Genomic DNA, 22,105 nt, shown 5'->3' with positions numbered 1-22,105 from the left:
AATTTGTAAGTTTTTCCACAGGGACGAGTTTTTATAAACAAAAAGTCCCTTACAATGCACCTCTGCACTGTAAGGGACGAATAATCTACTCGCGGTTCCACCCTGCTTGCTGCGTCTGTCATAAGGCAGATTCAGCCACTCTTATAAGATGATAACGGAATCACCGGACCGTATTAGGGCCACTCGGAGATGGTCTTCGACTGCTTCCTGCTAAAATACTCTCAGCATGCGTATCTCTCTCTGGAACATTCCACAGTTTACTCTTCTCTTCAACGTGTTTCTTTATTCTGTTACCCATTATATCCACATACTTTCCATTTGTCAATGGGTGATTCCACTTTTTGGTCAGACCAATATTACATAACCTGACTATAGCTCACCTGCGATTATTTGAAATACTCTACGCCGGACTCAAAAATCTTAATATCCTGCTCTCCGTAAATGTTGACAGCCACTCCATCGCCACGACGCTCACTGTGTGCCATCTTACCGAGGATACGTCCGTCAGGACTTGTGATACCTTCGATGTTCATGTAGGAACCATTGACATTCCATTCTTCGTCTGCGCTTAAGTTTCCGTTCGGAGTTACATACTGAGTTGCAACCTGTCCGTTTGCAAAGAGTTTTGCAAGCCATTCATCGTTGGCAACAAAACGTCCCTCTCCGTGGGATGCCGGGTTACAGTATACACCGCCGAGCTGTGCTTTCTGAAGCCATGGAGACTTGTTGCTTACAACCTTGGTGTAAACCATCTTGGAGATATGGCGTCCGATGGTGTTGAAGGTCAGTGTCGGAGAATCCTCTTTCTGTCCGCAGATCTCACCATATGGTACAAGGCCAAGTTTGATGAGTGCCTGGAAACCATTGCAGATACCAAGGGCAAGGCCGTCTCTCTCATTAATCAGTTTCATAACAGCTTCTTTGATCTTTGCATTCTGGAATGCAGTTGCAAAGAATTTTGCAGAACCATCCGGTTCATCACCTGCGGAGAATCCTCCCGGGAACATGATGATCTGTGCCTGATCAATTGCTTTCTCAAAGAGTTCTACAGAATCATGGATATCCTCTGCTGTCAGGTTCTTGAAGACTTTGACATCCACTTCTGCGCCGGCTCTCTCAAATGCACGGGTGCTGTCGTATTCGCAGTTAGTTCCCGGGAATACCGGAATAAATACACGCGGTTTTGCCACTTTGTGTTTGCATACATAAATGTTTTCTGCATGGTATAGCTCATCTTTTGCCGGTTTTTCATTTTCTTCACCGGAAACTGTCTTGAAGACTCTTTCCAGAGTTCCCTTCCATGCTTCTACTGCTTCTGCCTCAGTGATCATAGTATCTCCGTAGGAGAATTTGCCATCCTCGGTAACTTCACCGATCAGTGTATAAGTGATGGAAAGCTCGCCGACTTTTTCTGCCGGAACTTCCATGATGATGTCACCAAATCCCGGAGCAAAGAAATCTCTCGGATCCAGATTATGCTCGATCTTTACACCAAATGCATTACCAAATGCCATCTTGGAAACAGCTGCTGCAATACCGTGGCGATCCAGTGCATAGGCAGAAACAACTTTGCCGTTCCGGATATCGTTATGGAGTTTTTCGTACTGATCCATGATTCCTGCATAATCCGGCAGATCATACTGATCATGTGGTGCACGCAGCCATACCAGTTTGTTTCCGGCTTTTTTGAGTTCCGGAGTAATCACATCCTGGATCTTCGCCACATCTACGGCAAAGGATACCAGTGTCGGAGGTACGTCGATTTCATTGAAAGTACCGGACATACTGTCTTTACCACCGATGGACGGAAGACCGAATCCCATCTGTGCCGCATATGCACCAAGCAGTGCGGAGAATGGCTGACTCCATCTCTTCGGATCTTCTGTCATACGACGGAAGTATTCCTGGAATGTGAAACGGATTTTCTTGTAATCACCACCTGTTGCAACGATTCTTGCAACAGATTCTGTCACTGCATAAGCAGCTCCGTGATACGGACTCCATGAGGACAGATACGGGTCAAATCCATAGCTCATCATGGTAACAGTGTCTGTCTTTCCGTTCTGTACCGGAACTTTTGCTACCATGCTCTGTGTCTCGGTAAGCTGATACTGACCACCATATGGCATAAATACACTGCCTGCTCCGATAGAACCGTCAAACATTTCAACGAGACCCTTCTGTGAGCATACATTGAGATCAGCAAGTGTCTCCAGCCATTTTGCCTTTACATCAGCTACATCCGGGCGCTCTTCAAACAGATTGCCCTCTTTGTTCGGAATCTCTACTTCTACAGTTGTTTCCTGATGCGCACCGTTGGTATCAAGGAAGGCACGGGAAATATTGACGATTTCTTTGCCTCTCCATGTAAGAACAAGGCGTGGGTCTTCGGTAACAACTGCAACCGGAATTGCTTCCAGATTTTCTTCGTTTGCATAACTGAGGAATGTATCAACATCTTTCGGATCTACGACAACTGCCATACGTTCCTGAGATTCAGAGATTGCAATCTCTGTACCATCAAGACCGGCATATTTTTTCGGAACTTTATCAAGATCTACACGAAGGCCTGCTGCCAGTTCTCCGATGGCAACGGATACACCGCCGGCACCAAAGTCGTTACATTTCTTAATGATATGACTGACTTCTTCACGTCTGAACATACGCTGGATCTTACGTTCTGTCGGTGCATTACCTTTCTGTACTTCTGCACCGCAGACTTCGATAGATGCCTCTGTATGTACTTTGGAGGAACCGGTCGCACCACCGATACCATCACGGCCTGTACGTCCACCGAGCAGGATAATGATATCTCCCGGATCGGAATTTTCACGGATAACGGCACGTCTCGGAGCTGCGCCCATAACGGCACCGATCTCCATACGTTTTGCAACATAATCCGGATGATAGACTTCTTTCACATAACCGGTAGCAAGACCGATCTGGTTACCATAAGAACTGTAGCCATGAGCCGCACCTCTGACCAGTTTTTTCTGCGGAAGTTTTCCTTTAAGAGTTTCTTTTACGGATACAGTCGGGTCTGCTGCACCGGTCACACGCATTGCCTGATATACATAAGTACGTCCGGAAAGCGGGTCACGGATTGCACCGCCAAGGCAGGTTGCCGCACCACCAAATGGTTCAATCTCGGTCGGATGATTGTGTGTCTCATTCTTGAAGTTGATCAGCCACTCTTCTTCTTTGCCGTCTACATCAACCGGAACAACGATACTGCAGGCATTGATCTCATCGGACTCTTCCTGATCTGCAAGTTTGCCTTCGGATTTCAGTTTCTTCATTGCCATCAGGGCAAGATCCATCAGGCAGACAAATTTGTCATCACGATCTTTGTAAAGTACTTCTCTGTCTGCAAGATATTTTTCGTAAGTCTTAACGATTGGTTCTTTGTAATCGCCTTCATCAAACTTCACATCGGTAAGCTCTGTGGAGAATGTGGTATGACGGCAGTGATCGGACCAGTATGTATCAAGTACACGGATCTCTGTCATGGACGGATCGCGTTTTTCCTCGTCCCGGAAATAATTCTGGATGTGCTGGAAATCCTTGAAGGTCATTGCAAGATTCAGAGAATCATACAGTGCTTTAAGATCTGCTTCCGGCATATCTTTGAATCCGTCAAAAATCTTTACATCTTCCGGCTCCGGGAATACAGTAACCAGTGTCTCCGGTTTCTCGAGACCTGTTTCACGGGAATCTACCGGGTTGATGCAGTGATGTTTGATTGCTTCAAATTCTTCGGCTGTTACATTCCCTTCTATTACATAAGTTGTTGCAGAGCGGATGATCGGCTGTGAATCTCCATCCAGAAACTGCACACACTGAACTGCAGAATCAGCTCTCTGATCAAACTGACCCGGAAGATATTCTACAGAAAAAATCTTCGCATCTTCTGCTGCTTCGAATTTTTCAAGATACAGATCATCTACCGGCGGTTCTGCGAATACGGTTCTGCATGCTTTTTCAAAAACTTCATCTGAAATATTTTCTACGTCATAGCGGATCAGCACTCTGACTTTTGATGCGGATTTGATTCCGAGATAGCTGCTGATCTCGTGCTTTAATTCTTTTGCCTGTACTGCATAGGCTGGTTTCTTTTCTACATAAACGCGTCTTACGTTACTCATAAGTAAGAAACTCCTTTCAGATATGTGTTTGTCTTATAGTTGTATATTAGTGATGCAGACATACTTGCGCTGCTTCAGAATATATAGTATCATAACAAATATCATTAGTAAAATTAATATATCTTATATCTTTTATTATTTAACCTTATTAGTCAGGAGGTTCCTATGGATATCAATCTTGAACTTTACAAAGTTTTTTACTATGTTGCCACTTCTTTAAGTTTTTCGGAGGCATCCCGTCAGCTTTTTATTTCTCAGTCAGCCGTAAGCCAGTCGATCAAAACGCTGGAAAAAAAGTTGAATCACACACTTTTTATCCGAAGCACAAAAAAAGTCCTCCTCACGCCGGAAGGAGAACTTCTTCTGCAGCATGTCAGCCCTGCCCTTAAGATGCTCGTCGAAGGAGAATCCCTGCTTTCCGGTGACAATATGTTAAAAGGACAGCTTCGTATCGGTGCAAGCGACACAATCTGCCGTTATTATCTGATCAGCTACCTGCAGCAGTTCCATCAGGCCTTCCCGGATGTCCGCATAAAAGTCACCAACAGCACTTCGATCGGCTGTGTGGAGCTTCTGGAAAAAGGCCAGGTCGATCTGATCGTCTGCAATTTTCCGAATTCACGTCTCGGCAATCATATGCAGATCCGTGTCTTAAAAGAATTTCAGGATATTTTTGTAGGAAATCCGGAGTATTTTCCTTTAAGTGATGCTCCCCTCGAGCCGGATGTCCTGCTTGAATACCCGATTCTGATGCTGTCCGGCAAAAGTACGACCAGCGAATACCTTCATCAGGCATTTGCCTCTCAGGGACTGAACCTGCTGCCTGAGGTTGAGCTTAACAGCAACGATCTTCTGATGGATCTTGCCCGCATTGGTCTCGGTATTGCCTGCATTCCGGATTATATGCTCTCTCCCGGTGATTCCCTGAAACCGATTCCGCTTGCCAGCGGGCTCTCCCCCAGACAGCTTGTACTTGTCCACCATGACGGGCAGCCGCTTTCACAGGCAGCCGAAAGATTTCTTGAAATATTGTAAGCAGCAAAAAGCCCGACAGATAACGGAACAAATCCATCTCTGTCGGGCTTTTATTTATTCCGGCATTACTTCAACTGCCTTCACAATATATTCGTTGTTGATCTGGTCAAATACTCCGCTGTCAGACTTGGAAGCATAATCCATATCGATCGGCATCTTGCCTACGACCGGTACATTCAGCTCAGCCGCAATCTCATCGATGTGACTTTCACCAAAGATCTTGATCGGTTTACCGCAGTCCGGACATTTTACATAGCTGTAGTTCTCAACGATTCCGAGAACCGGGATCTTCATCATTTCAGCCATGTTGTATGCTTTCTTTACGATCATCTTTACAAGGTCCTGCGGAGAACTTACGATCACGATTCCGTCGATCGGAAGTGACTGGAATACTGTAAGCGGTACATCACCTGTTCCCGGAGGCATATCTACAAAGAGATAGTCGATCTTGTCCCAGACAACATCGGTCCAGAACTGTTTGACCATATTTGCAAGAACCGGTCCTCTCCAGATAACCGGAGTGTCTTCTGTAGGAAGAAGCAGGTTGATGGACATGACCTTGATACCGTTTGTTGTCTCCATCGGATAGATGCCGTTGTCGTCTGCCTGTGCAGCGCCTGTAAGACCATACATCTTTGGAATAGACGGTCCGGTGATATCTGCATCCAGAATACCTACTTTATAACCTTTTGCTGCCATTGCATTTGCAAGGGAACCTGTTACGAAGGATTTACCTACGCCCCCCTTACCGCTGACAACACCGATCACGTGTTTTATATCAGAAAAAATATTTGCCGGTGCAAGAAAATTCTGTGGCTCGCTCTTGCCTTTGCTTGCACATCCTTCGCAGCTTGATTTGCTGCATGAGCTGTTACTGCATTCTTTTGCCATTTTATTGTTACTCCTTTATTTCATAAATCTGTCGATTGCCCGTTCCAGTTCTTTGATCGCATCTCTGTCACCATGCTCCACTGCATCCACAATACAATGCTCGATATGATCCTGAAGGATGATCTTGCCGGTATTGTTGATTGCTGACTTTACAGCAGAAAGCTGGATCAGCACTTCCGAACAATCCCTGCCGTCCTCCACCATCCGCTTGATGGACTCCAGATGTCCGATTGCTCTGGATAATCTGTTCAGGACTGCTTTTGTCTGTTCATGGCTGTGATGATGACCATGCGGACCGTGAGAATGCTCGATCACTGTCCCGTCCTCACGAACATGTACATGGGTTTCTTTTGTCTCACTCATGTTTTCTCCTTTTGCCTGAGTTTCAGGCATTCCGGTATTTTATTGCGTAAATATTATTATACCATAAATACTAAATCTCTGTAAAGGAACATCGTTGTTTTATCTGAGAAGTCACAATATCAAATACAATCGTACCGTCCGGCAGGACAGTCTTGTCGTAGCTCACATCTTTTCCCTGAAATTTGTGCCTGACATACTCTTCCGGATCTGCAATCTCTACCTCTTCGACAAACACATCGCGCATCTGGTTTCTGGGACACTTATTAAAAATCTCCCAGATTACTTCGTATTCTTTCATAGTTTTCCACTCTTTCCGGATTTCAGACATCCAGCATCCACTTTCCTTCGATTTCTTCTGCAAATTCACGTTCTACCAATTCAAGGCAGTCCTTTTCTTCCTGCAAAACTGCCCAGGAAAGGCCGCAGCTTGCTGAAATCTCACGTGGTACCGGAATCAGTCTTCCGGGAATCTCACGTTCTTTACAGAAACGCTCCACTGCAATTGCACCACTTGTATTAAAGAAGGTCAGAAGATATCTTGGTACTTTTTTGATCATGGTTTTACAACTTTGGATGCTTTCGCCATCGTCTCTACAATATCATACATATTGGTCACTTCGCCTACTTTGAGTTTCTCAGTCAGTCCGTAATAATTAAGACAGGTGCCGCAGGTCTTAATCGTCACGCCCTGTGCCTCCAGACTCTTTAAATCGTCAAGTGAATCGGAGCCTTCTGTCGTGAGCGTCGCACCGCCATTATAAAACAGCATGGTCTTCGGAAGCTCATCAAGCTGTGTCACAGCAAAAAGGAAGCCCTTCATCAGAACTTTGCCAAGTTCATCATTACCTCTTCCCATCGTTGCGGTATCCACTGCGATCACAAAATCTCCCTTTGCATCCGGAATACAGGTCACTTCTTCCTGAGTACCGGTGGCCGGCTGTCTGTCTTTCACACGGAGAATCACATGAAATTCTCTGTCACTTTTTTTCTCGGCAAGTACTTCTGCCCCGGCAGTCCTTCCCATTCTTGTCAGATTCTGTACTGCAGTTTCATTATCTACAAAAACTGTGATCTCCGCATCCCCCTGTACACTGTCCAGAACCTTCTTTGTCTTTACAACCGGAATCGGGCACTGCTCGCCCATTGCATTTACTGTATATTTCTGTTCAGCCATTTTATTACCTCCTGTTATCCGTCATTTCCCTGATATTAATTTCATTGTAGCAGACCTCCCGGACTTTTGCAACGCAGGCTCGTTTTAAAAAATTTTGTCGAAAAGAATTGAACTTCTTCGAAGAATAGAGTATCATTATTATAATTTTATGAAAACGCTTAGAAATCAAAGGAGAGAAATCATGCAGCTTTTAAAGGACCGTATACTGAAAGATGGAATCGTAAAACCAGGAAATATTTTGAAGGTAGACAGTTTTTTGAATCATCAGATGGATATTACTCTCATCAACGAGATCGGCAAAGAGTTTAAAAGACGTTTCGCAGATTGTCCGATTACTAAAATCCTCACTATTGAGGCATCCGGCATCGGTATTGCCTGTATTGCCGCACAGTATTTTGATGTACCTGTCATTTTTGCCAAAAAAGCCCAGAGTCTGAATCTTGATGGTGAAATGTACTGTTCCAAGGTAGAATCCTTCACACATAAGAAAGTCTATGATGTAATCCTGTCCAAGAAATTCCTCGGACCGGAAGACCATGTACTTCTGATTGATGACTTCCTTGCAAATGGATGTGCATTACTCGGACTCATCGATATTGTTAAAGAATCCGGTGCAACTCTTGAAGGTGCCGGCATTGTCATTGAGAAAGGTTTCCAGAACGGCGGTCAGAAGATTCGTGACATGGGTGTACGTCTGGAATCCCTCGCAATCGTAGATTCCATGACAGATGACTCCTTAACTTTCCGTGACTAATCTTAACTACATAAAAGGAACCCCTGCCGGCTGACAGAGGTTCCTTTTTTGTTTGTCTTTTATATAATTCAATTATTTATTCTTTGTGGAACGTTTTAAAGTCACACGTTCCTTTGGAGTTGGTGTCACCTTTTCCGTCGGTGTTGGAGTTGCAGTCTCCTCAGATTCTTCGGTAACCTCCGGAGTTATGGTTGCTTCCGGGCTTTCTGTTACCTCTGGCGTAGCAGTAACATCCGGTTCCTCAGTAATCTCCGGTGTCACAGTCGGCTCCGGTGTCGGTGTAGTTTCCGGTTTTACCTCATCTTCTGTATAATATCCGTTATCGATCAGAATCTCGTAATTATCTATATTGATAAGCTGTGGTTCGCACAGATAAGAAGCAATGATCTTTGTACCATTGTCATACTGTTCATAATCATTAACTTCCGGATCGTCTTCTCCATGCAGATATACATTTACCATATCTTCTGCCTGATCTGCCAGTACTCTGCGATCCATAAAGACGCTGCATGCAATTTCACTCTCTGCGATGTCCCTTACTGCATCCTCATCACATCCGACTCCTGTAATCATCGGCCAGTTTTCTCCCGGTGTCAGTCCGTTATTCTGAAGTGCATTCACCGCTCCTTCTGCCGCACCGTCAAAGCCTGTACAGATGATATCCGGTGCCTCTCCGTCCTGATAAGCTTCCTCCAGAATATCTTCTGCACGTGACTGTGCCTCGTCCATGCTCCATCTTAAGATACCGGTCTCTTCAAATGTAATCTGTCCGGATTTGCATACCAGTGTACCGTCATCCAGATACGGCTGCAGTTTTTCCATCAGTCCATTATAGAAAAACAGTGCCTGTGTATCATCCAGCGAACCCATAAGGAACTCAATCGTGTTTGAGCCCTTTTCTTCCTGAAGCTTATCAAGTTCTTCTTTGTCAATAATTTCCTGTCCGATCAGCTGTCCGATCTGACGTCCGCCAAAAGTCACATAATATTTTACTCCATCCGTATTCATGATCAGATCATCATATGCAATTACCGGAATTTCAGCCTCTTTTGCAGCTTTAAGTTCCTCACTTAAGCCATATGGATCTACCGGTGCGATCACCATTGCAGATACGCCTTCCTCTGTCATGTCACTGACCTGAGATGCCTGCTCATCTGCGTCATCCTGTGCATACATGATTACCGGCGCATAACCATCATCCGTAAACTTCGCCTCGAGTTCTTTGGCATCTCTGGTCCATTCATCTTCATTTGGAAGTAAAATTGCAATTTTTTCAGCGTCTGATGTCTCTGTTTCTTCCTCCGGAATTCCCGTCTCCGTTGCAACGGGTGTCTCTGTCGCAGATGTCTTTTTATCGGAGGAAGTATCTTTATCTGCAGTATCTTTATCTGCAGAATCTTTATCAGATTTTTTGTCTGTCTCAGAATCTTTCTCTACGTCCTCCCCAATGCCTTCCTTCTCGGTCTGCGCACTTTCACTGGCTGCCTCTGTTGCCTTGTTTTTGCCACAACCGGTGAACATGGTTCCGGTCAGCAATACTCCGAGTATGATACAAACTGCTCTTTTTTTCATGCTGATTTCCTTTCTGTCCTTTATACACCTTTGTACTCTTTTGCAAGAGTTTTGAGATAGTCTCTATATGCTGCTGCCGTCTTTTTGGGTTTCAGGATATGTACATCTTTTCCCATTGCCGTCAGCCAGCCGAAAAACTGCGGACCACTGATCTGTGGTACAGTAATCTGAATTTCACCGTCTTCTTTTATTTTGTATTCTGCCATTGTTCCAAAGAATGCCCGCATCTCTTTTTCTTTTGATTTCCGGCACACTAATTTCATTGGTTTGTCTGCTTCCTGAAGCTCAGATTTACAAAGACTCATAAAACCGCTCTCTGCTCCGGCAGAAGCTTTTGCATGGACAACTTTTTGCGCTTTATCTGCTGCCGGTTTTTTCTGTACCGATGGAACATTTCCATTTTTCAGATAATATCCGCCCGGTCTGCCTCTTTTGAACTCTATATCCAGCCCAAACTCACGCAGGGCTTCCAGATCATCGTAAATACTTTTTCGTTCTGCTGTAATTTCATATTCTGCAAGTTTGTCAAGGATCTCCTGCATTGTCACGACCCGGTCCCGGGATGTGCCTGCCAGAAGATGTTCAAGGATCAGGATTTTTGCTTTCTGATTGTGTGATTTTGCCATTTGTATCCCCTTATCTGTTTTGTGTAAATCGATGAAAAATATAATCGTTCGCTTCTTTTTCCTGACTGTCGTCAAGCTCTGTAAGTGCCGTCTGCTCTCCGTATTTACGCTGAAGTGCCTTCAGAATCAGCCAGTCCGCAAGCTGCGGGTTCTTCGGCAGCAACGGTCCATGAAGATAGGTTCCTATTACATTTTTATAAACAACACCTTCATACCCGGTCCTGCCGTCATTTCCCTTTCCGTACAGAACTTTGCCCAGAGGTTTGTTATCGTTGATGCAGGTTCTTCCGCCGTGATTTTCAAATCCTACTACCGGCATTTCAAAAAGATCACTCTGCAAAACGATATTACTGATCAGGCGGCCTTCTTCCTGCTCTGTGTACATGTCGACCAGACTCAGGCCTTCGATCATGCCCTGTTCTGTCTTGTAGTAGCTTCCGAGCAGCTGATATCCACCGCATATTGCAATGACAACACCGTTATCCTCCACATATGCCTTAAAATCTTTCTGGATCTCTTTTAATTTCTCGCAGACGATCATCTGCTCTCTGTCCGAGCCACCACCCAGAAGCACGATGTCCAGTTTGGAAAAATCAATGATGTCTCCCATTTCAAATGCGATCGTCTCTGCTTCAATACCTCTCCACTGGCATCTCTTCATCAGACACTGGATGTTGCCTCTGTCACCATAAAGATTAAGAAGTTCCGGGTATAAATGTCCTATTGTCAGTTTCATCAGTGTTCTCCCTCCAGCTTCTTAAGTATATTTCTGGTACTGAAAAGTGCCGTATAGTTTACCAAAACATATAAGTTTCCGGTTCCGTCCGCCACACGGTCACGGACTGCCTTTTCAACATCAGATTCCAGAATGGATGGAATATCTACATATTTCAGACGCAGACGCATATCCTGACAGCGGATACCGCTGACAGTAACAGAACGGATGCTATCTTCTCCGAGACGGTCAAAATCCACGTCCCAGAGCCATGAAATATCAATACCGTCCTGCGCATTGTCGTTGATCGCAATGATCACGTCTTTCGGATTGGTATCCTGCATGACAGCAGAAATATTCTGGTTAAAGCCAGCCGGATTCTTCGCAAGATTCAGAGTCACACCGGCACCCTTGATGCGGAACTGTTCCATTCTGCCGTTTTCCGGGTTAAAGTTTTTAAGCATGTCCATAAAATGTTCTGCCTTAAAGCCCGCAGTACGGATACCTGCATAAGCTGCCAGAATATTATATACATTATAAAATCCACGGTAATTTGCAACAATTCGCTTTCCCTCTACAGAGAAACTGAGCTGATCGCCGACTTTTACATCTTCTGCATCATAATCCGGAACCGGCCGTTTAAAACCACATTTCGGACACTGGTAATCTCCCAGCTGACTGTAATGATAAAAACTGTACTGCAGACGTTCTCCGCATTTCTTGCAAAAACGTCCTTCACGGATCTCATTTGTCTCATTTCTCATAACCGGACGGCTGATTCCATAATAAACGCATGGATTGCCGCTGTCCATCGCCATATATGCAGACAGCGCATCGTCACCGTTTACGATCAGCTTCATATCCGGAACGGTGCGGATCATCTCTTCCAGAATGTTCATCGTAATGTCGATCTCACCGTAACGGTCAAGCTGATCACGGAAAAGATTTGTCATTACCATATAATTCGGTTTCATACGCGGGAAAATATGTCTGGTGGATGCTTCGTCTACCTCAATACAGGCATAATCCGCATCAATATGACCATTTAGACCTGCTCCAAGTGCAAAAGCAGCGACCACACCATTCAGCATATTAGAGCCGGTATGGTTGCAGACCACCTTCTGTCCTTCTGCTTCCAGCGCTGCACAGAGCATGTTGTTTGTCGTTGTCTTACCATTCGTTCCGCAGACTACGAATATGCCCTTTCTGACTTCTTTTGAGAGTTCAGTAAGAATCTGCGGATATATCTTTAATGCAATCTTTCCTGCCCACGTCACACCCTGACGTCCCATCATTTTGCAACCTGCACCTGCAGCCTTCGCAGCCCAGATTGCGAGTAGCTTTCTTATTTTCATCTTAATTAACCCTTTATTTTTTATACTGTTTTGTAACTGATTGTACGCTAAAATACAAAAATTATCAACCTTATGGATAAAGTTACAAAAATCAGATATCAAAAACATCAAAAATCCCCCACACAATAAGCAGAAAAGCTTATCAATATGGGAGATCCCTTTTATTATTTTATGGTTATTGTCTGACCACTGTTATAAAATTCATCTTTGTATACCACATAAACATCATAGCTGTCCGCGCTCATATCCGTAAGCGGTACTGCCATTTCCTGATTTACCAGCATCATCTTTTCGCTGAAGATCAGTTTGTCGGAAAGATCATATACATAAGTATGGTCCTCACCGGAAAAGATGATCTGTGATATTGCATGATAATCTGATCTTACATAGAGAATACGGTCCATAAGTCTCATGCTTACCTCAGATTCATCAGGCATCTGGTCTGTTGTCTTTGTCAGTTTTTTCGTTGTTTCAACCGGCTTTAGCAGTTCTCCACAGATGTAGTTTTCATCTGTTTCCATCGCAGAGGCAAGATCATTATAATCAATCTTCATTGGTGTGGAACGATAAAACCAGGAGCTGATCTGATACTGATTAATAATTTCACCGGTTTCATAATCCATTTCATAGTTTATTCCGCTTCTACCTTTGACATATCCGCACATTCCGAAAATATGTCCGCTTGTTTCGTCATAACAGGTATTTGAAGTAATCTGAGAATATGTCACCGGTATTTTTTTAATCTGTTTTACTGTTTTGTCTTTTTCATTCACAGAATAAACCAATACATACGATTCCTTCGGATTATCATAAATATCTTTGATTCTGTCCTTAAAGAAGGAAGCATGATTATCAAACATACTTATTTCCTGAGTTTCCGGATTGCCATCCAAATCTGCTGTCAGCTGATATACACTGTGCTGATAGAACTGGTAAACAAAATCATCTTCCGGCTGCAGAACATATTGCTCAAATTCTGTGTCCTTCCAGAGCTTTGGATCTCCCAGCATCCAGACGATCTCTTTTGTAGACCATTTGATCTTTACTGCCGCCGACAGGTTACGCGGACTTATGAGGATTGTATCATCTGATGCCTGATAGGAAATTGTATTGATATGTGCCCAGTCTATCGAATTTACGTATTGTTTCCTGAAGATATCACTCAGTTTTAATTCATCGACGACTTCGCCGGTTTTCCTGTCTATTTCCTGTATCATATCCCAGTAATACTCTTCACCGGAATTACTCAGGATCAGTAAATTTCCTCCCGGTTCTTTTTCAGCAATATCATGATGTACCCCATGCTGTATATAATACAGTTTATATGCACGCCCAAGATAATCTGCTTCATAAAGATCGGATGTATCCGGCTTTCCAATATTCGTGATACCAATATCTCCTGCTGCAAAAAGGAATCGGTCATTTGACAACGGGTAAATACCAAACTTATCTGACTTGCGATCCAGATACCACCGAACGTCTCCCATACAGTCATAGGCATATGGATAACGTGCTCCCTGTCCATGGACAATCGTTAACGGCAAAGCAGATTCCCCGCTCGTTTTCACCGGTGTCACTGCATCGTTCATTTTTTCCGGAAGTTGATCCGTCGTAATCTTAATCTCCTGTGAATCGCTAACTTTGCCGGTATCATCCAGAAGCTCAAGAAGAACTGTATTTTCCTGTCCCGCATACAGACCAACAACCGGAACTCTGTGCGAAGTTGACGCATCAATTGTTCCTTCGATATCTGCTGCTTCTGTTTTTCCCTTTACAGTTACACGAACTTCACATTCTTCATCCGTATCAAACAAGATTACAGCAGTCAGTGGTGAATATCTGTATGGATTCTGGACAATCAGCGGCTCTTCCCACGTATATCCGTTCTTCTGTTCTTCTTCCAGCTGCTGATCAACTTCTAAAGACGTATCCACCCAGGAAGCCTCCTGCGTAATAGTGGATTCCACTTTCTCCATATTGCTTCCATTGTCCGCAATCTGTAAAGTTTCTGACTTATTCTTTCCGTTTTTGATCACCTGCTTATGATAACCGATTTCTTTACCCTTCAAAACCCATTGCGTTGTACGGGAAGGCTCACGTCCTGTCATTTTCATATAAGTATTATAAATTCCAATCCGCTTTTTCCAGGCAACGCATCCGAGTACTGTCAGAATCATGCATGCCACAATGATCAGTATAACAGTTCTCCTGACTTTTCCTTTTTTCATTTTACAACTCCCATTATAAAGCTAATTTATATTTCGTATTATAAAGTTTCCCGTCTGCCTGAATATAAATCTCCCATTCCTCTCCATCCAGACTATCCGTAGAAACCCATCCGCTGACTTTCACATTGGCCCCGTTATCTCCCTCTGTCGAAGTCTGTGTCAGTGCATATTCTCTTGTTTCCGTATCATTTGAAAGTACCAGAGTTCCGTCTTTAGGCTCATCTGCCTTGCTTTCCATCTGATAGTTTCCCTCCACAGAGACTTTTAAATCGTCCAACTTGATCGTCCATCCTTCCGGAAGTGCTTCAGCTGATGACAGATCAATATCCTGTGTCTCATACGGCGTCTCACCAAGACTTCCCAGTACTTCCGGTTTTGCGGTAATATCAAAATCTGTATTTTCTGTATACAAAGGCATTCGGAATGCTCTGAATGTCAGAACACTATACGAATCTCCCGATAAAGTCAGCTCTGCTGTCAGATTTCCTTCATCAACCTGATCAATATGTGTCATCTTTGTAAGTCCCTGACGGAACATGTCTGACGGATAAAAATCGCTTCTGTTTTCTTCCTTACTGTACAGATGAGAACCTGCCGTGATAAACAGATGGTCTTTCGTACCATCCAGAGAATCTACACCTGATATCCAGTCTGCATACCAGTCTGCGCCTCTTTCTTTTCCGTATTCATATACCTGCGATACAGTCATATCGTCTGTATTGATATGATAAATAACAGCTCTGGAATATACCTGATCTCCCGTCACACGATTGTCATTATCAATTCTTTTGACTTTTGCCGTACCGTTATCGAACAGCATGATATCGCCATTATCCAGCATGGATACACAGTGCTGAGCATAAAACCATTCAAAATCATCTCCGGTTGGTGTAAAGAAAAGTGACTTGTCTGTCTTGTCCCATCCGGTCGGATCTCCAAGGATCCATGCAATTGTTTTGTCGGTCTTATTCACTGCTACAATTGCATCCTTATGTCTTGCAGAAAGAAGAACAAGGTCATTTGCTTCATCATACCAGAGACCGTTATTATGGAACCAGTCTTCCTCGGCACTTCCATCACTTTCCATGGATGCTGATGCACCATCCTCGATATCGAGAAGATCTTTCATATCCAGTTCCCATACAACTTCGCCGGATTCACGGTCAATTTCGACTACATAATCCTCTACCGAGCTGAGATCCGGACTGTCTGACGCTACAAGCAGATTGCCATTTGAAAGTTCTCTGAAATCGTGATGCTGTCCTCCCGGGATGGCATATTCACGATAAATTTTTCCATTCAGGTCTACTTCAAGCAGACCTTCTTTATAATAGCTGGTTTTTAAAACATATGGAGCCGGCATCATCAGATGTCCATTGGCGAGCAGATGAACACCGAGTGAACCACCCATATTCGTATAAAAACGAATATCTCCGGCACCGTCAATCGCATACACGGAGTCCATGGTTGAACACAAAAATGACAGATTTGAGTAATCATAGTTTGCTTCATCAAATATTTCCATTTTGACATCGCCGCAATCCATCTCTGTCTTTTCTGTCGTAACCTCAAAAGAGGACTTTTCACCATCTTCCAGACTGATCTCAACAGTCGTGGTGTCTCCGTTATAAAGGCCGTAGATCGGTACAATATGATCTTTTGCCGACTCAATGTTTCCGACTATATCATTTTCCGGTGATTTTCCTTTTGCCGTAATGGTTCCGCCTGTCTCTTCCTCCGTGGAAAATACAGCTACCGCAGACAAAGGCGATGTTCCGTACGGATTTACCACGATCAATGCATTTTCCAGTGGATATTTATTATCTAATTCTGATTTAAATGCTTCATCGATCTGATTCTGGTTTTCGAAAATATCTGTTTTTTCAAGTACATTTGTTACATTCTCAGTGTTATTTTCATCCGCACTTACTGTTGTGGAAGCAGTTCCGGATACACACGCAGCACAAACAGCTGCAATCATGAAAAGTTTCCGTCTCTTTCTGCCGTACATACCCTGTCTCCTTTTGTTTATTTACAGATTGTAACTGTTCAGTACCCTCACAGTTACGAGTCAAAATGCATTCCTAATCACCTTCGGTGATGGCATTTTGCCTTGTATGTCTCGGGATTTTGGCAAAAAACATGCCAAAACACCTCGCGGGATACTACCTTCTGAATAGTTACTACAGATTACTATGATACTCTTCTTCATTAAAACTGTAATTTAATGTAAGTCCCTCTGCATCTTCATTGACTTCATAGATCATCCAGCCTTCACTGGTGCCGAAATTAAGAGTATTTCCCGGCATACGCATCATTCCCAGATCACTCAGGAACTCATCTTCCATTCTTTCATATTCATTTCCGTCTGCGTCTGTGACTTTCATATTTGCCCAGTCGATACTTTCTGTACTTCCGTCTTTTTCTATCTTCATTTTAATCATACAGAATGTTTTTCCGTCACTCGCTTCTTTCTTAAAGCTGTTTGTCTCTACATCTGTGTATCCAAGCTCTACACTGACGTTTTCAAGTGACTTGCTTTTTTGCACATCTTCTACTGTAAAATTCCAGCCTGCTACGGAAACCGTATTTGCATCGAATGTCTTTGATTCTTCTGATTTTGCATCTTCTGTCGCTGTATCAGCCGTTTCGGCATCTGAGCTGTCTGCCATAGTGTCTTCTGATTCTGCACCTTCTGTCTCAGCAGCCTCAGTGCTCTCTGCCGTACTTTCAGCTGCGGATGTTTCTGCCTTCGTATCATCCTCTTTCTCTGTTGCATTTCCGCAGCCTGTAAGCATAGATACTGAAATCAAACCAGCTATTAAAAATAATTTTTTATTGTTTCGCATTGTTCTTCTCCTTCTGCTATTTACTTTTTTCTTCATATACCGGTATCTGCAGCCAGAAATTTACTCCATTCGCCTGATTTTCAGCACCACATTTACCTTTATGATATTCCATGATTTTTTTTACCATATAAAGTCCCAGACCTGCATTCATTTTCTGCGTGTCTCCGCCTTTATTCTTTCTTGATAATGTATAGAAGCTCTCCCAGATATGTTCCAGCTGATTTTCAGCTATCTGTTCACCTTCATTAAATACATTGATCGTGATATATTTTTTTTCTTTCTGTACTGTAACGCAGATCTTTTTTCCCTGTCTTGTATGCTGCATTGCATTCATCAGGTAATTGTTTACCGCACGCTCCAGATACATCTGATTGCCACGTACAACTGCATTCGGCGAAATCTTTTGTTCTATTCGGATTCCCTTTTGATTAAAAAGTCCTTCATATCGCAGCAAAAGATATTCTATCATCTCCGATACATCGACGGAACTGATTTCCATAGTATTCAGTGCATTGTCCAGCATACTAAAATCCAGAAGTTCTCCGACCATCTTTGACATTTTATCCAGTTCTTCATGGATTGATGAAAAATAGTACGCTCTGTCTATCTTGTCGCCCATCAGCTCCAACATCTCAATCTGGCTGGATACTACGGCAATCGGAGTTTTCAGTTCATGTGAAACATTTGCCACAAACTCGGTCTGTCTTTCCTGCAATTGCAAATCTGCCTGACCAATTTCATTATTTTCTTCCGTTCTGCATTTCCGATACCATAAATACTGAATTAAAATGAAAATAGCTATCGCAAACGAAAAATATAATACAGATACATGTACAATTTCATATGCTGACTGAACATCTTTTCTCAAATAGGCATAATAAATATTTTTTTCCTGAACAATCTTTCCTCTTAAAATAAGTCTCTGGCGTGACTGATAGATTCTTCTGTCAATTGCGCCCTCCTCTCTGTACTCATTTAACCGATTCTGAAATCTTTTATAAATATGGGACTGTGACATTTCTCCTTTATTTGAATAAATTTCCTGAAAGTTGTCATCAACTATCAAAATATCTATCTTCTCATTCTGATATTCATTCAGACTCTCCCTGTCATCATCATCCATATCTGAAATTTCTATATCCTTCAGTTCATCATACAGTTGATGCATGACTTTAGTTTTTTCATTAATATACAATGGATAACAGCCTATGCCATAGGCAAAGACCGCAACTATCAGCAATATCGCAGATGCAAGAAGTGCATACCACATTTTTTTAACAGTGCTTTTATTTTTCATCCGCTTTGTCCTCAAACAAATAACCTATGCCATACACGGTATGAATATAATTACAGTCATCTCCGAGCTTTTTACGTATCTGCTTTACAAGCGTATCAACCGTTCGCACATCTCCAGCATAATCATAATCCCATACCGCATTCAGAATCGTTTCACGACTCAGAACCGTCTCTTTATGTTCTATAAAATACAAAAGCAGTTCATATTCCCGGCGCGTCATCTCTAACATTTCATCTTCTCTATAAACGAGCTGCCTGCCTTTTTCAATTTTGATTTTGCCACACTCCAGGATATTTTTCATTTTTCCGGCTCTCTTCAGGACAGCCTCTATGTGAAGTTTTACAAGACCCAGACTGAACGGCTTCGTAATATAGTCGTCCGCACCCTTTTCAAATCCATTCATCTGATCTGTAACTTCTGAACGTGCAGAAAGGATAATCACAGGGACATCTGAAATCTTGCGAATTTCACGTAAGACAGAATAGCCGCTTATATCCGGAAGCATCAGATCAAGTAAAATAAGTTCTATCTCTTTTTTGTTTTCCGTAAATATCTTCAATGCTTCGCTTCCCGATGAGGCCTGCATAACAGAAAAATTCTGTAAAGTTAAAAATTCCGTCACCGTCTGCAAAAGCTTAATTTCATCGTCTACGACCAAAATCTTTATCTTCTTCATATTGAATCTCCTAACACAATGTATCAAGTTCAACTATTCCAGTATAGAGTATAAATTTGATGCAAATATGATACAATTGCAAATTATTACATTTTTATTACGTTTTTGTTTAAATCAAAAAGAGAGATACCATAATGGTATCTCTCCTGAGATTTCAATCACAAACAGAATTATACTAATTCAATAAGTACTTCCATTGCTGCATCACCTTTACGCGGTCCAATCTTAACGATTCTTGTGTAACCACCGTTACGGCCAGCATATTTCGGTGCGATTTCTTCGAACATTTTCTTTGTCATGTCGATATCTTTGGTGTTTTTCTTTCTGCCGGCACCTTTTGCAGGTACTTCTTTAACAGAGTAGAAAACTTTAGCCATCTGACGACGAGCGTGCAGTCTGGACGGAGCATCTTTAGTGATTTCTTTCTGTACTTCATCGTATACGGTAACTTTCTTGCCGTCTACAACTTCTTTCACTCTCTTACCTTCAGCATCTTTACGTGCAACTTTTGCAGTTACAGTAACTGTCTCAAAGTTATCTTTCTCACGTACTGCCATAGCGATAAGACCTTCAGCGATCTTGCGAATTTCTTTTGCTTTTGCTTCAGTGGTAACGATTTTTCCGTGATACAGAAGATTTGTCACCTGATTTCTTAACAGAGCTTTTCTCTGATCAGATGTTCTGCTTAATTTTCTATATTTTGCCATTTTATTTTCCTCCATCTGCGGGACATCAGAACATGCTTGTTCGGTCTTACTGTCCTGATGCTTAGGCATCCCCGCTGCTATTAATCTAACAGTGGATTATTCTTCAGTTGGCTGAAGCTGTAATCCCAGTTCTTTCAGTTTTGCAAGTACTTCTTCCAGTGACTTACGACCAAGGTTACGAACCTTCATCATATCATCAGAAGTTTTGTTGCACAGTTCTTCAACAGTATTGATACCGGCTCTCTTCAGGCAGTTGTAAGAACGAACAGAAAGTTCAAGTTCATCAATGCTCATTTCGAGAACTTTTTCTTTTTCATTGTCTTCTTTTTCGATCATGACTTCTGCAGTCTTAGCATTTTCAGAAAGATCAATGAAAAGACTGAGGTGTTCGCTCAGAACTTTTGCAGCAAGGCTGACAGCCTCATCCGGATCCAATGTTCCATTGGTATATACATCCAGTGTAAGTTTATCGAAATCAGTTACCTGACCAACACGGGTATTCTCTACAACCATATTGACTCTGTCAACCGGTGTATAGATAGCATCAACTGCGAGCACACCGATCGGCATATCTTCAGATTTGCCTTTGTCAGCGCTTACATAACCACGTCCACGTGTAATTGTAAGTTCCATAGCCAGTCTGCAGTCTTTGCCACCGTTGAGGGTTGCAATGACCTGATCCGGATTCATGATTTCGATATCCTGATCTGCCTGAATATCAGCAGCAGTTACAACGCCCTTGCCTTCACACTCAATGTATGCAGTTTTCGGTTCATTATCAGCGCTGTTATTTTTGATGGCCAGGCTCTTAAGATTCATAATGATCTCAGAAACGTCTTCTTTTACACCCGGAATAGAGCTGAATTCATGAAGAACGCCATCAATCTTAACTTGGCTAACTGCTGCTCCCGGGAGGGATGACAGCATAATTCTTCTGAGAGAATTACCAAGTGTGGTGCCATAACCTCTTTCGAGCGGCTCTACTACGAATCTGCCAAATTTTTTATCTTCGGATATTTCCGTAATTTCGATTTTTGGTTTATTAAAATCAAACACTATAAGTCCCTCCTTCTGGGTTTGTCAACATTTGAGGGTATTTAACGAGCTAGTATGCATTATTTGGAGTACAACTCGACGATAAGCATCTCGTTTACCGGAACATCGATTACTTCTCTTCTCGGAAGTTCTTTTACAGTTCCGCTTAAAGCTTCCTGATTTACATCCAGCCATTCCGGAACAAGTCTTCCACCTGTTACTTCCAGAATACCTTTGTATCTTTCAGAACCTTTGCATTTTTCTTTGATTTCAATTGTGTCACCGGCTTTTACAAGGTAAGACGGAATGTTTACACATTTGCCGTTTACAAGTACATGCTTGTGATCAACGATCTGACGTGCTTCACGTCTTGTTCTTGCAAGACCCATACGGAATACAACGTTGTCAAGTCTGCTCTCAAGAAGAACCATAAGGTTTTCACCAGTCTGTCCCGGCATTCTGTCAGCTTTGTTGTAGTAGTTGTGGAAAGGTTTTTCCAGAACTCCGTAGATGAATTTTGCTTTCTGTTTTTCTCTTAACTGTAAACCGTACTCAGACATTTTTCTGTTTGCACGTTTTAACTGTCTTGTGGATTTTTTATCAATTCCTAAGTAAATCGGATCCAGGCCAAGGGATCTGCATCTTTTCAGAACAGGAACTCTATTTACTGCCATTTCAAGCTA

General features: G+C 42.7%; 20 protein-coding genes. 2 read left to right on the top strand and 18 right to left on the bottom strand.

Going from position 1 to position 22,105, the window contains the following annotated elements:
• Window positions 1-386: 386 nt before the first annotated feature.
• A complete protein-coding gene (locus tag H8Z79_RS03145; protein WP_118039819.1) occupies window positions 387-4,145 on the bottom strand; it encodes a phosphoribosylformylglycinamidine synthase in 3,759 nt (1,252 codons plus the stop codon).
• 165 nt (window positions 4,146-4,310) lie between these two features.
• On the opposite strand from H8Z79_RS03145, the gene H8Z79_RS03140 reads away from it, so the two are divergent.
• Window positions 4,311-5,180 carry a LysR family transcriptional regulator gene (locus H8Z79_RS03140; protein ID WP_015542284.1) on the top strand — a complete coding sequence of 290 codons (870 nt, stop codon included), beginning with the start codon at window positions 4,311-4,313 and terminating at the stop codon, window positions 5,178-5,180.
• Window positions 5,181-5,234: 54 nt separating this feature from the next.
• Here H8Z79_RS03140 and H8Z79_RS03135 read toward each other — a convergent pair whose 3' ends face one another.
• The 5 genes from H8Z79_RS03135 to yedF form a co-directional block, all read right to left on the bottom strand.
• Window positions 5,235-6,071 (bottom strand): Mrp/NBP35 family ATP-binding protein, encoded by an 837-nt coding sequence (locus H8Z79_RS03135; RefSeq protein ID WP_118039820.1) that lies wholly within the window; start codon window positions 6,069-6,071, stop codon window positions 5,235-5,237.
• Window positions 6,072-6,086: 15 nt separating this feature from the next.
• Window positions 6,087-6,434, bottom strand: a complete 348-nt coding sequence (locus tag H8Z79_RS03130; protein ID WP_015542282.1) for a metal-sensing transcriptional repressor — start codon at window positions 6,432-6,434, stop codon at window positions 6,087-6,089.
• 70 nt (window positions 6,435-6,504) lie between these two features.
• Window positions 6,505-6,762, bottom strand: a complete 258-nt coding sequence (locus tag H8Z79_RS03125) for a hypothetical protein (RefSeq protein ID WP_015542281.1) — start codon at window positions 6,760-6,762, stop codon at window positions 6,505-6,507.
• The gene (locus H8Z79_RS03120) at window positions 6,755-6,991 is read right to left on the bottom strand and encodes a DUF3343 domain-containing protein (protein ID WP_015542280.1); all 237 of its coding nucleotides are present in this window, start codon (window positions 6,989-6,991) and stop codon (window positions 6,755-6,757) included. Before H8Z79_RS03120 ends, H8Z79_RS03125 begins: the two co-directional genes overlap by 8 nt.
• Complete coding sequence (gene yedF / locus H8Z79_RS03115) at window positions 6,988-7,608, bottom strand: sulfurtransferase-like selenium metabolism protein YedF (RefSeq protein WP_118039821.1); 621 nt, start codon at window positions 7,606-7,608, stop codon at window positions 6,988-6,990. Before yedF ends, H8Z79_RS03120 begins: the two co-directional genes overlap by 4 nt.
• A gap of 181 nt (window positions 7,609-7,789) precedes the next feature.
• Here yedF and H8Z79_RS03110 point away from each other — a divergent pair, with 181 nt between their 5' ends.
• Window positions 7,790-8,362: a xanthine phosphoribosyltransferase gene (locus tag H8Z79_RS03110; RefSeq protein WP_015542278.1), complete on the top strand. Its 573-nt coding sequence runs from the start codon at window positions 7,790-7,792 to the stop codon at window positions 8,360-8,362.
• Window positions 8,363-8,434: 72 nt separating this feature from the next.
• Here the strand turns inward: H8Z79_RS03110 and H8Z79_RS03105 are convergent, their stop codons facing one another.
• The 12 genes from H8Z79_RS03105 to rpsD form a co-directional block, all read right to left on the bottom strand.
• Window positions 8,435-9,934 carry a substrate-binding domain-containing protein gene (locus tag H8Z79_RS03105; RefSeq protein ID WP_187002672.1) on the bottom strand — a complete coding sequence of 500 codons (1,500 nt, stop codon included), beginning with the start codon at window positions 9,932-9,934 and terminating at the stop codon, window positions 8,435-8,437.
• 20 nt (window positions 9,935-9,954) lie between these two features.
• Window positions 9,955-10,560 (bottom strand): WCX domain-containing protein, encoded by a 606-nt coding sequence (locus H8Z79_RS03100; protein WP_118039823.1) that lies wholly within the window; start codon window positions 10,558-10,560, stop codon window positions 9,955-9,957.
• 10 nt (window positions 10,561-10,570) lie between these two features.
• Window positions 10,571-11,296 carry a type 1 glutamine amidotransferase gene (locus H8Z79_RS03095; protein ID WP_015542275.1) on the bottom strand — a complete coding sequence of 242 codons (726 nt, stop codon included), beginning with the start codon at window positions 11,294-11,296 and terminating at the stop codon, window positions 10,571-10,573.
• A complete protein-coding gene (locus H8Z79_RS03090; RefSeq protein ID WP_118039824.1) occupies window positions 11,296-12,630 on the bottom strand; it encodes a MurT ligase domain-containing protein in 1,335 nt (444 codons plus the stop codon). Before H8Z79_RS03090 ends, H8Z79_RS03095 begins: the two co-directional genes overlap by 1 nt.
• Window positions 12,631-12,794: 164 nt before the next feature.
• Window positions 12,795-14,858 (bottom strand): aryl-sulfate sulfotransferase, encoded by a 2,064-nt coding sequence (locus H8Z79_RS03085; protein WP_187002671.1) that lies wholly within the window; start codon window positions 14,856-14,858, stop codon window positions 12,795-12,797.
• Between the two features lie 13 nt (window positions 14,859-14,871).
• Window positions 14,872-16,869 (bottom strand): aryl-sulfate sulfotransferase, encoded by a 1,998-nt coding sequence (locus H8Z79_RS03080; protein WP_118039826.1) that lies wholly within the window; start codon window positions 16,867-16,869, stop codon window positions 14,872-14,874.
• A 172-nt stretch (window positions 16,870-17,041) separates the two neighbouring features.
• The gene (locus tag H8Z79_RS03075; protein WP_182279235.1) at window positions 17,042-17,707 is read right to left on the bottom strand and encodes a DUF4352 domain-containing protein; all 666 of its coding nucleotides are present in this window, start codon (window positions 17,705-17,707) and stop codon (window positions 17,042-17,044) included.
• 16 nt (window positions 17,708-17,723) lie between these two features.
• A complete protein-coding gene (locus H8Z79_RS03070) occupies window positions 17,724-19,004 on the bottom strand; it encodes a sensor histidine kinase (RefSeq protein ID WP_118039828.1) in 1,281 nt (426 codons plus the stop codon).
• Window positions 18,994-19,680 carry a response regulator transcription factor gene (locus tag H8Z79_RS03065; RefSeq protein ID WP_015542269.1) on the bottom strand — a complete coding sequence of 229 codons (687 nt, stop codon included), beginning with the start codon at window positions 19,678-19,680 and terminating at the stop codon, window positions 18,994-18,996. The genes H8Z79_RS03070 and H8Z79_RS03065 overlap by 11 nt, the downstream gene beginning before the upstream one ends.
• 170 nt (window positions 19,681-19,850) lie before the next feature.
• Entirely contained in the window at window positions 19,851-20,387 is a 537-nt protein-coding gene (locus H8Z79_RS03060; RefSeq protein WP_118039866.1) for a bL17 family ribosomal protein, read from the bottom strand.
• A gap of 96 nt (window positions 20,388-20,483) precedes the next feature.
• Window positions 20,484-21,443: a DNA-directed RNA polymerase subunit alpha gene (locus H8Z79_RS03055; RefSeq protein ID WP_072521736.1), complete on the bottom strand. Its 960-nt coding sequence runs from the start codon at window positions 21,441-21,443 to the stop codon at window positions 20,484-20,486.
• A gap of 59 nt (window positions 21,444-21,502) precedes the next feature.
• Window positions 21,503-22,096, bottom strand: coding sequence for a 30S ribosomal protein S4 (rpsD, locus tag H8Z79_RS03050; protein ID WP_015542267.1), 594 nt, complete (start codon window positions 22,094-22,096; stop codon window positions 21,503-21,505).
• Between the last annotated feature and the right edge of the window lie 9 nt (window positions 22,097-22,105).

Source organism: Blautia intestinalis (genome assembly GCF_014297355.1).
GTDB classification, from domain to species: domain Bacteria; phylum Bacillota; class Clostridia; order Lachnospirales; family Lachnospiraceae; genus Blautia_A; species Blautia_A intestinalis.
The sequence above is the reverse complement of the archived record's forward strand: the minus strand, read 5'-3'. Positions and strand labels throughout refer to the sequence as shown.

Excerpts from the sequence above, each read along its gene's own strand:
- H8Z79_RS03105 (WP_187002672.1), bottom strand. The coding sequence starts at position 9,934 with ATGAAAAAAAGAGCAGTTTGTATCATACTCGGAGTATTGCTGACCGGA.
- rpsD (WP_015542267.1), bottom strand. The coding sequence starts at position 22,096 with ATGGCAGTAAATAGAGTTCCTGTTCTGAAAAGATGCAGATCCCTTGGC.
- H8Z79_RS03070 (WP_118039828.1), bottom strand. The coding sequence starts at position 19,004 with ATGAAAAATAAAAGCACTGTTAAAAAAATGTGGTATGCACTTCTTGCA.
- H8Z79_RS03125 (WP_015542281.1), bottom strand. The coding sequence starts at position 6,762 with ATGTCTGAAATCCGGAAAGAGTGGAAAACTATGAAAGAATACGAAGTA.
- H8Z79_RS03145 (WP_118039819.1), bottom strand. The coding sequence starts at position 4,145 with ATGAGTAACGTAAGACGCGTTTATGTAGAAAAGAAACCAGCCTATGCA.
- H8Z79_RS03130 (WP_015542282.1), bottom strand. The coding sequence starts at position 6,434 with ATGAGTGAGACAAAAGAAACCCATGTACATGTTCGTGAGGACGGGACA.
- H8Z79_RS03100 (WP_118039823.1), bottom strand. The coding sequence starts at position 10,560 with ATGGCAAAATCACACAATCAGAAAGCAAAAATCCTGATCCTTGAACAT.
- H8Z79_RS03080 (WP_118039826.1), bottom strand. The coding sequence starts at position 16,869 with ATGTACGGCAGAAAGAGACGGAAACTTTTCATGATTGCAGCTGTTTGT.
- H8Z79_RS03140 (WP_015542284.1), top strand. The coding sequence starts at position 4,311 with ATGGATATCAATCTTGAACTTTACAAAGTTTTTTACTATGTTGCCACT.
- H8Z79_RS03095 (WP_015542275.1), bottom strand. The coding sequence starts at position 11,296 with ATGAAACTGACAATAGGACATTTATACCCGGAACTTCTTAATCTTTAT.
- H8Z79_RS03065 (WP_015542269.1), bottom strand. The coding sequence starts at position 19,680 with ATGAAGAAGATAAAGATTTTGGTCGTAGACGATGAAATTAAGCTTTTG.
- H8Z79_RS03120 (WP_015542280.1), bottom strand. The coding sequence starts at position 6,991 with ATGATCAAAAAAGTACCAAGATATCTTCTGACCTTCTTTAATACAAGT.
- H8Z79_RS03085 (WP_187002671.1), bottom strand. The coding sequence starts at position 14,858 with ATGAAAAAAGGAAAAGTCAGGAGAACTGTTATACTGATCATTGTGGCA.
- H8Z79_RS03110 (WP_015542278.1), top strand. The coding sequence starts at position 7,790 with ATGCAGCTTTTAAAGGACCGTATACTGAAAGATGGAATCGTAAAACCA.
- H8Z79_RS03135 (WP_118039820.1), bottom strand. The coding sequence starts at position 6,071 with ATGGCAAAAGAATGCAGTAACAGCTCATGCAGCAAATCAAGCTGCGAA.
- H8Z79_RS03060 (WP_118039866.1), bottom strand. The coding sequence starts at position 20,387 with ATGGCAAAATATAGAAAATTAAGCAGAACATCTGATCAGAGAAAAGCT.
- H8Z79_RS03090 (WP_118039824.1), bottom strand. The coding sequence starts at position 12,630 with ATGAAAATAAGAAAGCTACTCGCAATCTGGGCTGCGAAGGCTGCAGGT.
- yedF (WP_118039821.1), bottom strand. The coding sequence starts at position 7,608 with ATGGCTGAACAGAAATATACAGTAAATGCAATGGGCGAGCAGTGCCCG.
- H8Z79_RS03075 (WP_182279235.1), bottom strand. The coding sequence starts at position 17,707 with ATGCGAAACAATAAAAAATTATTTTTAATAGCTGGTTTGATTTCAGTA.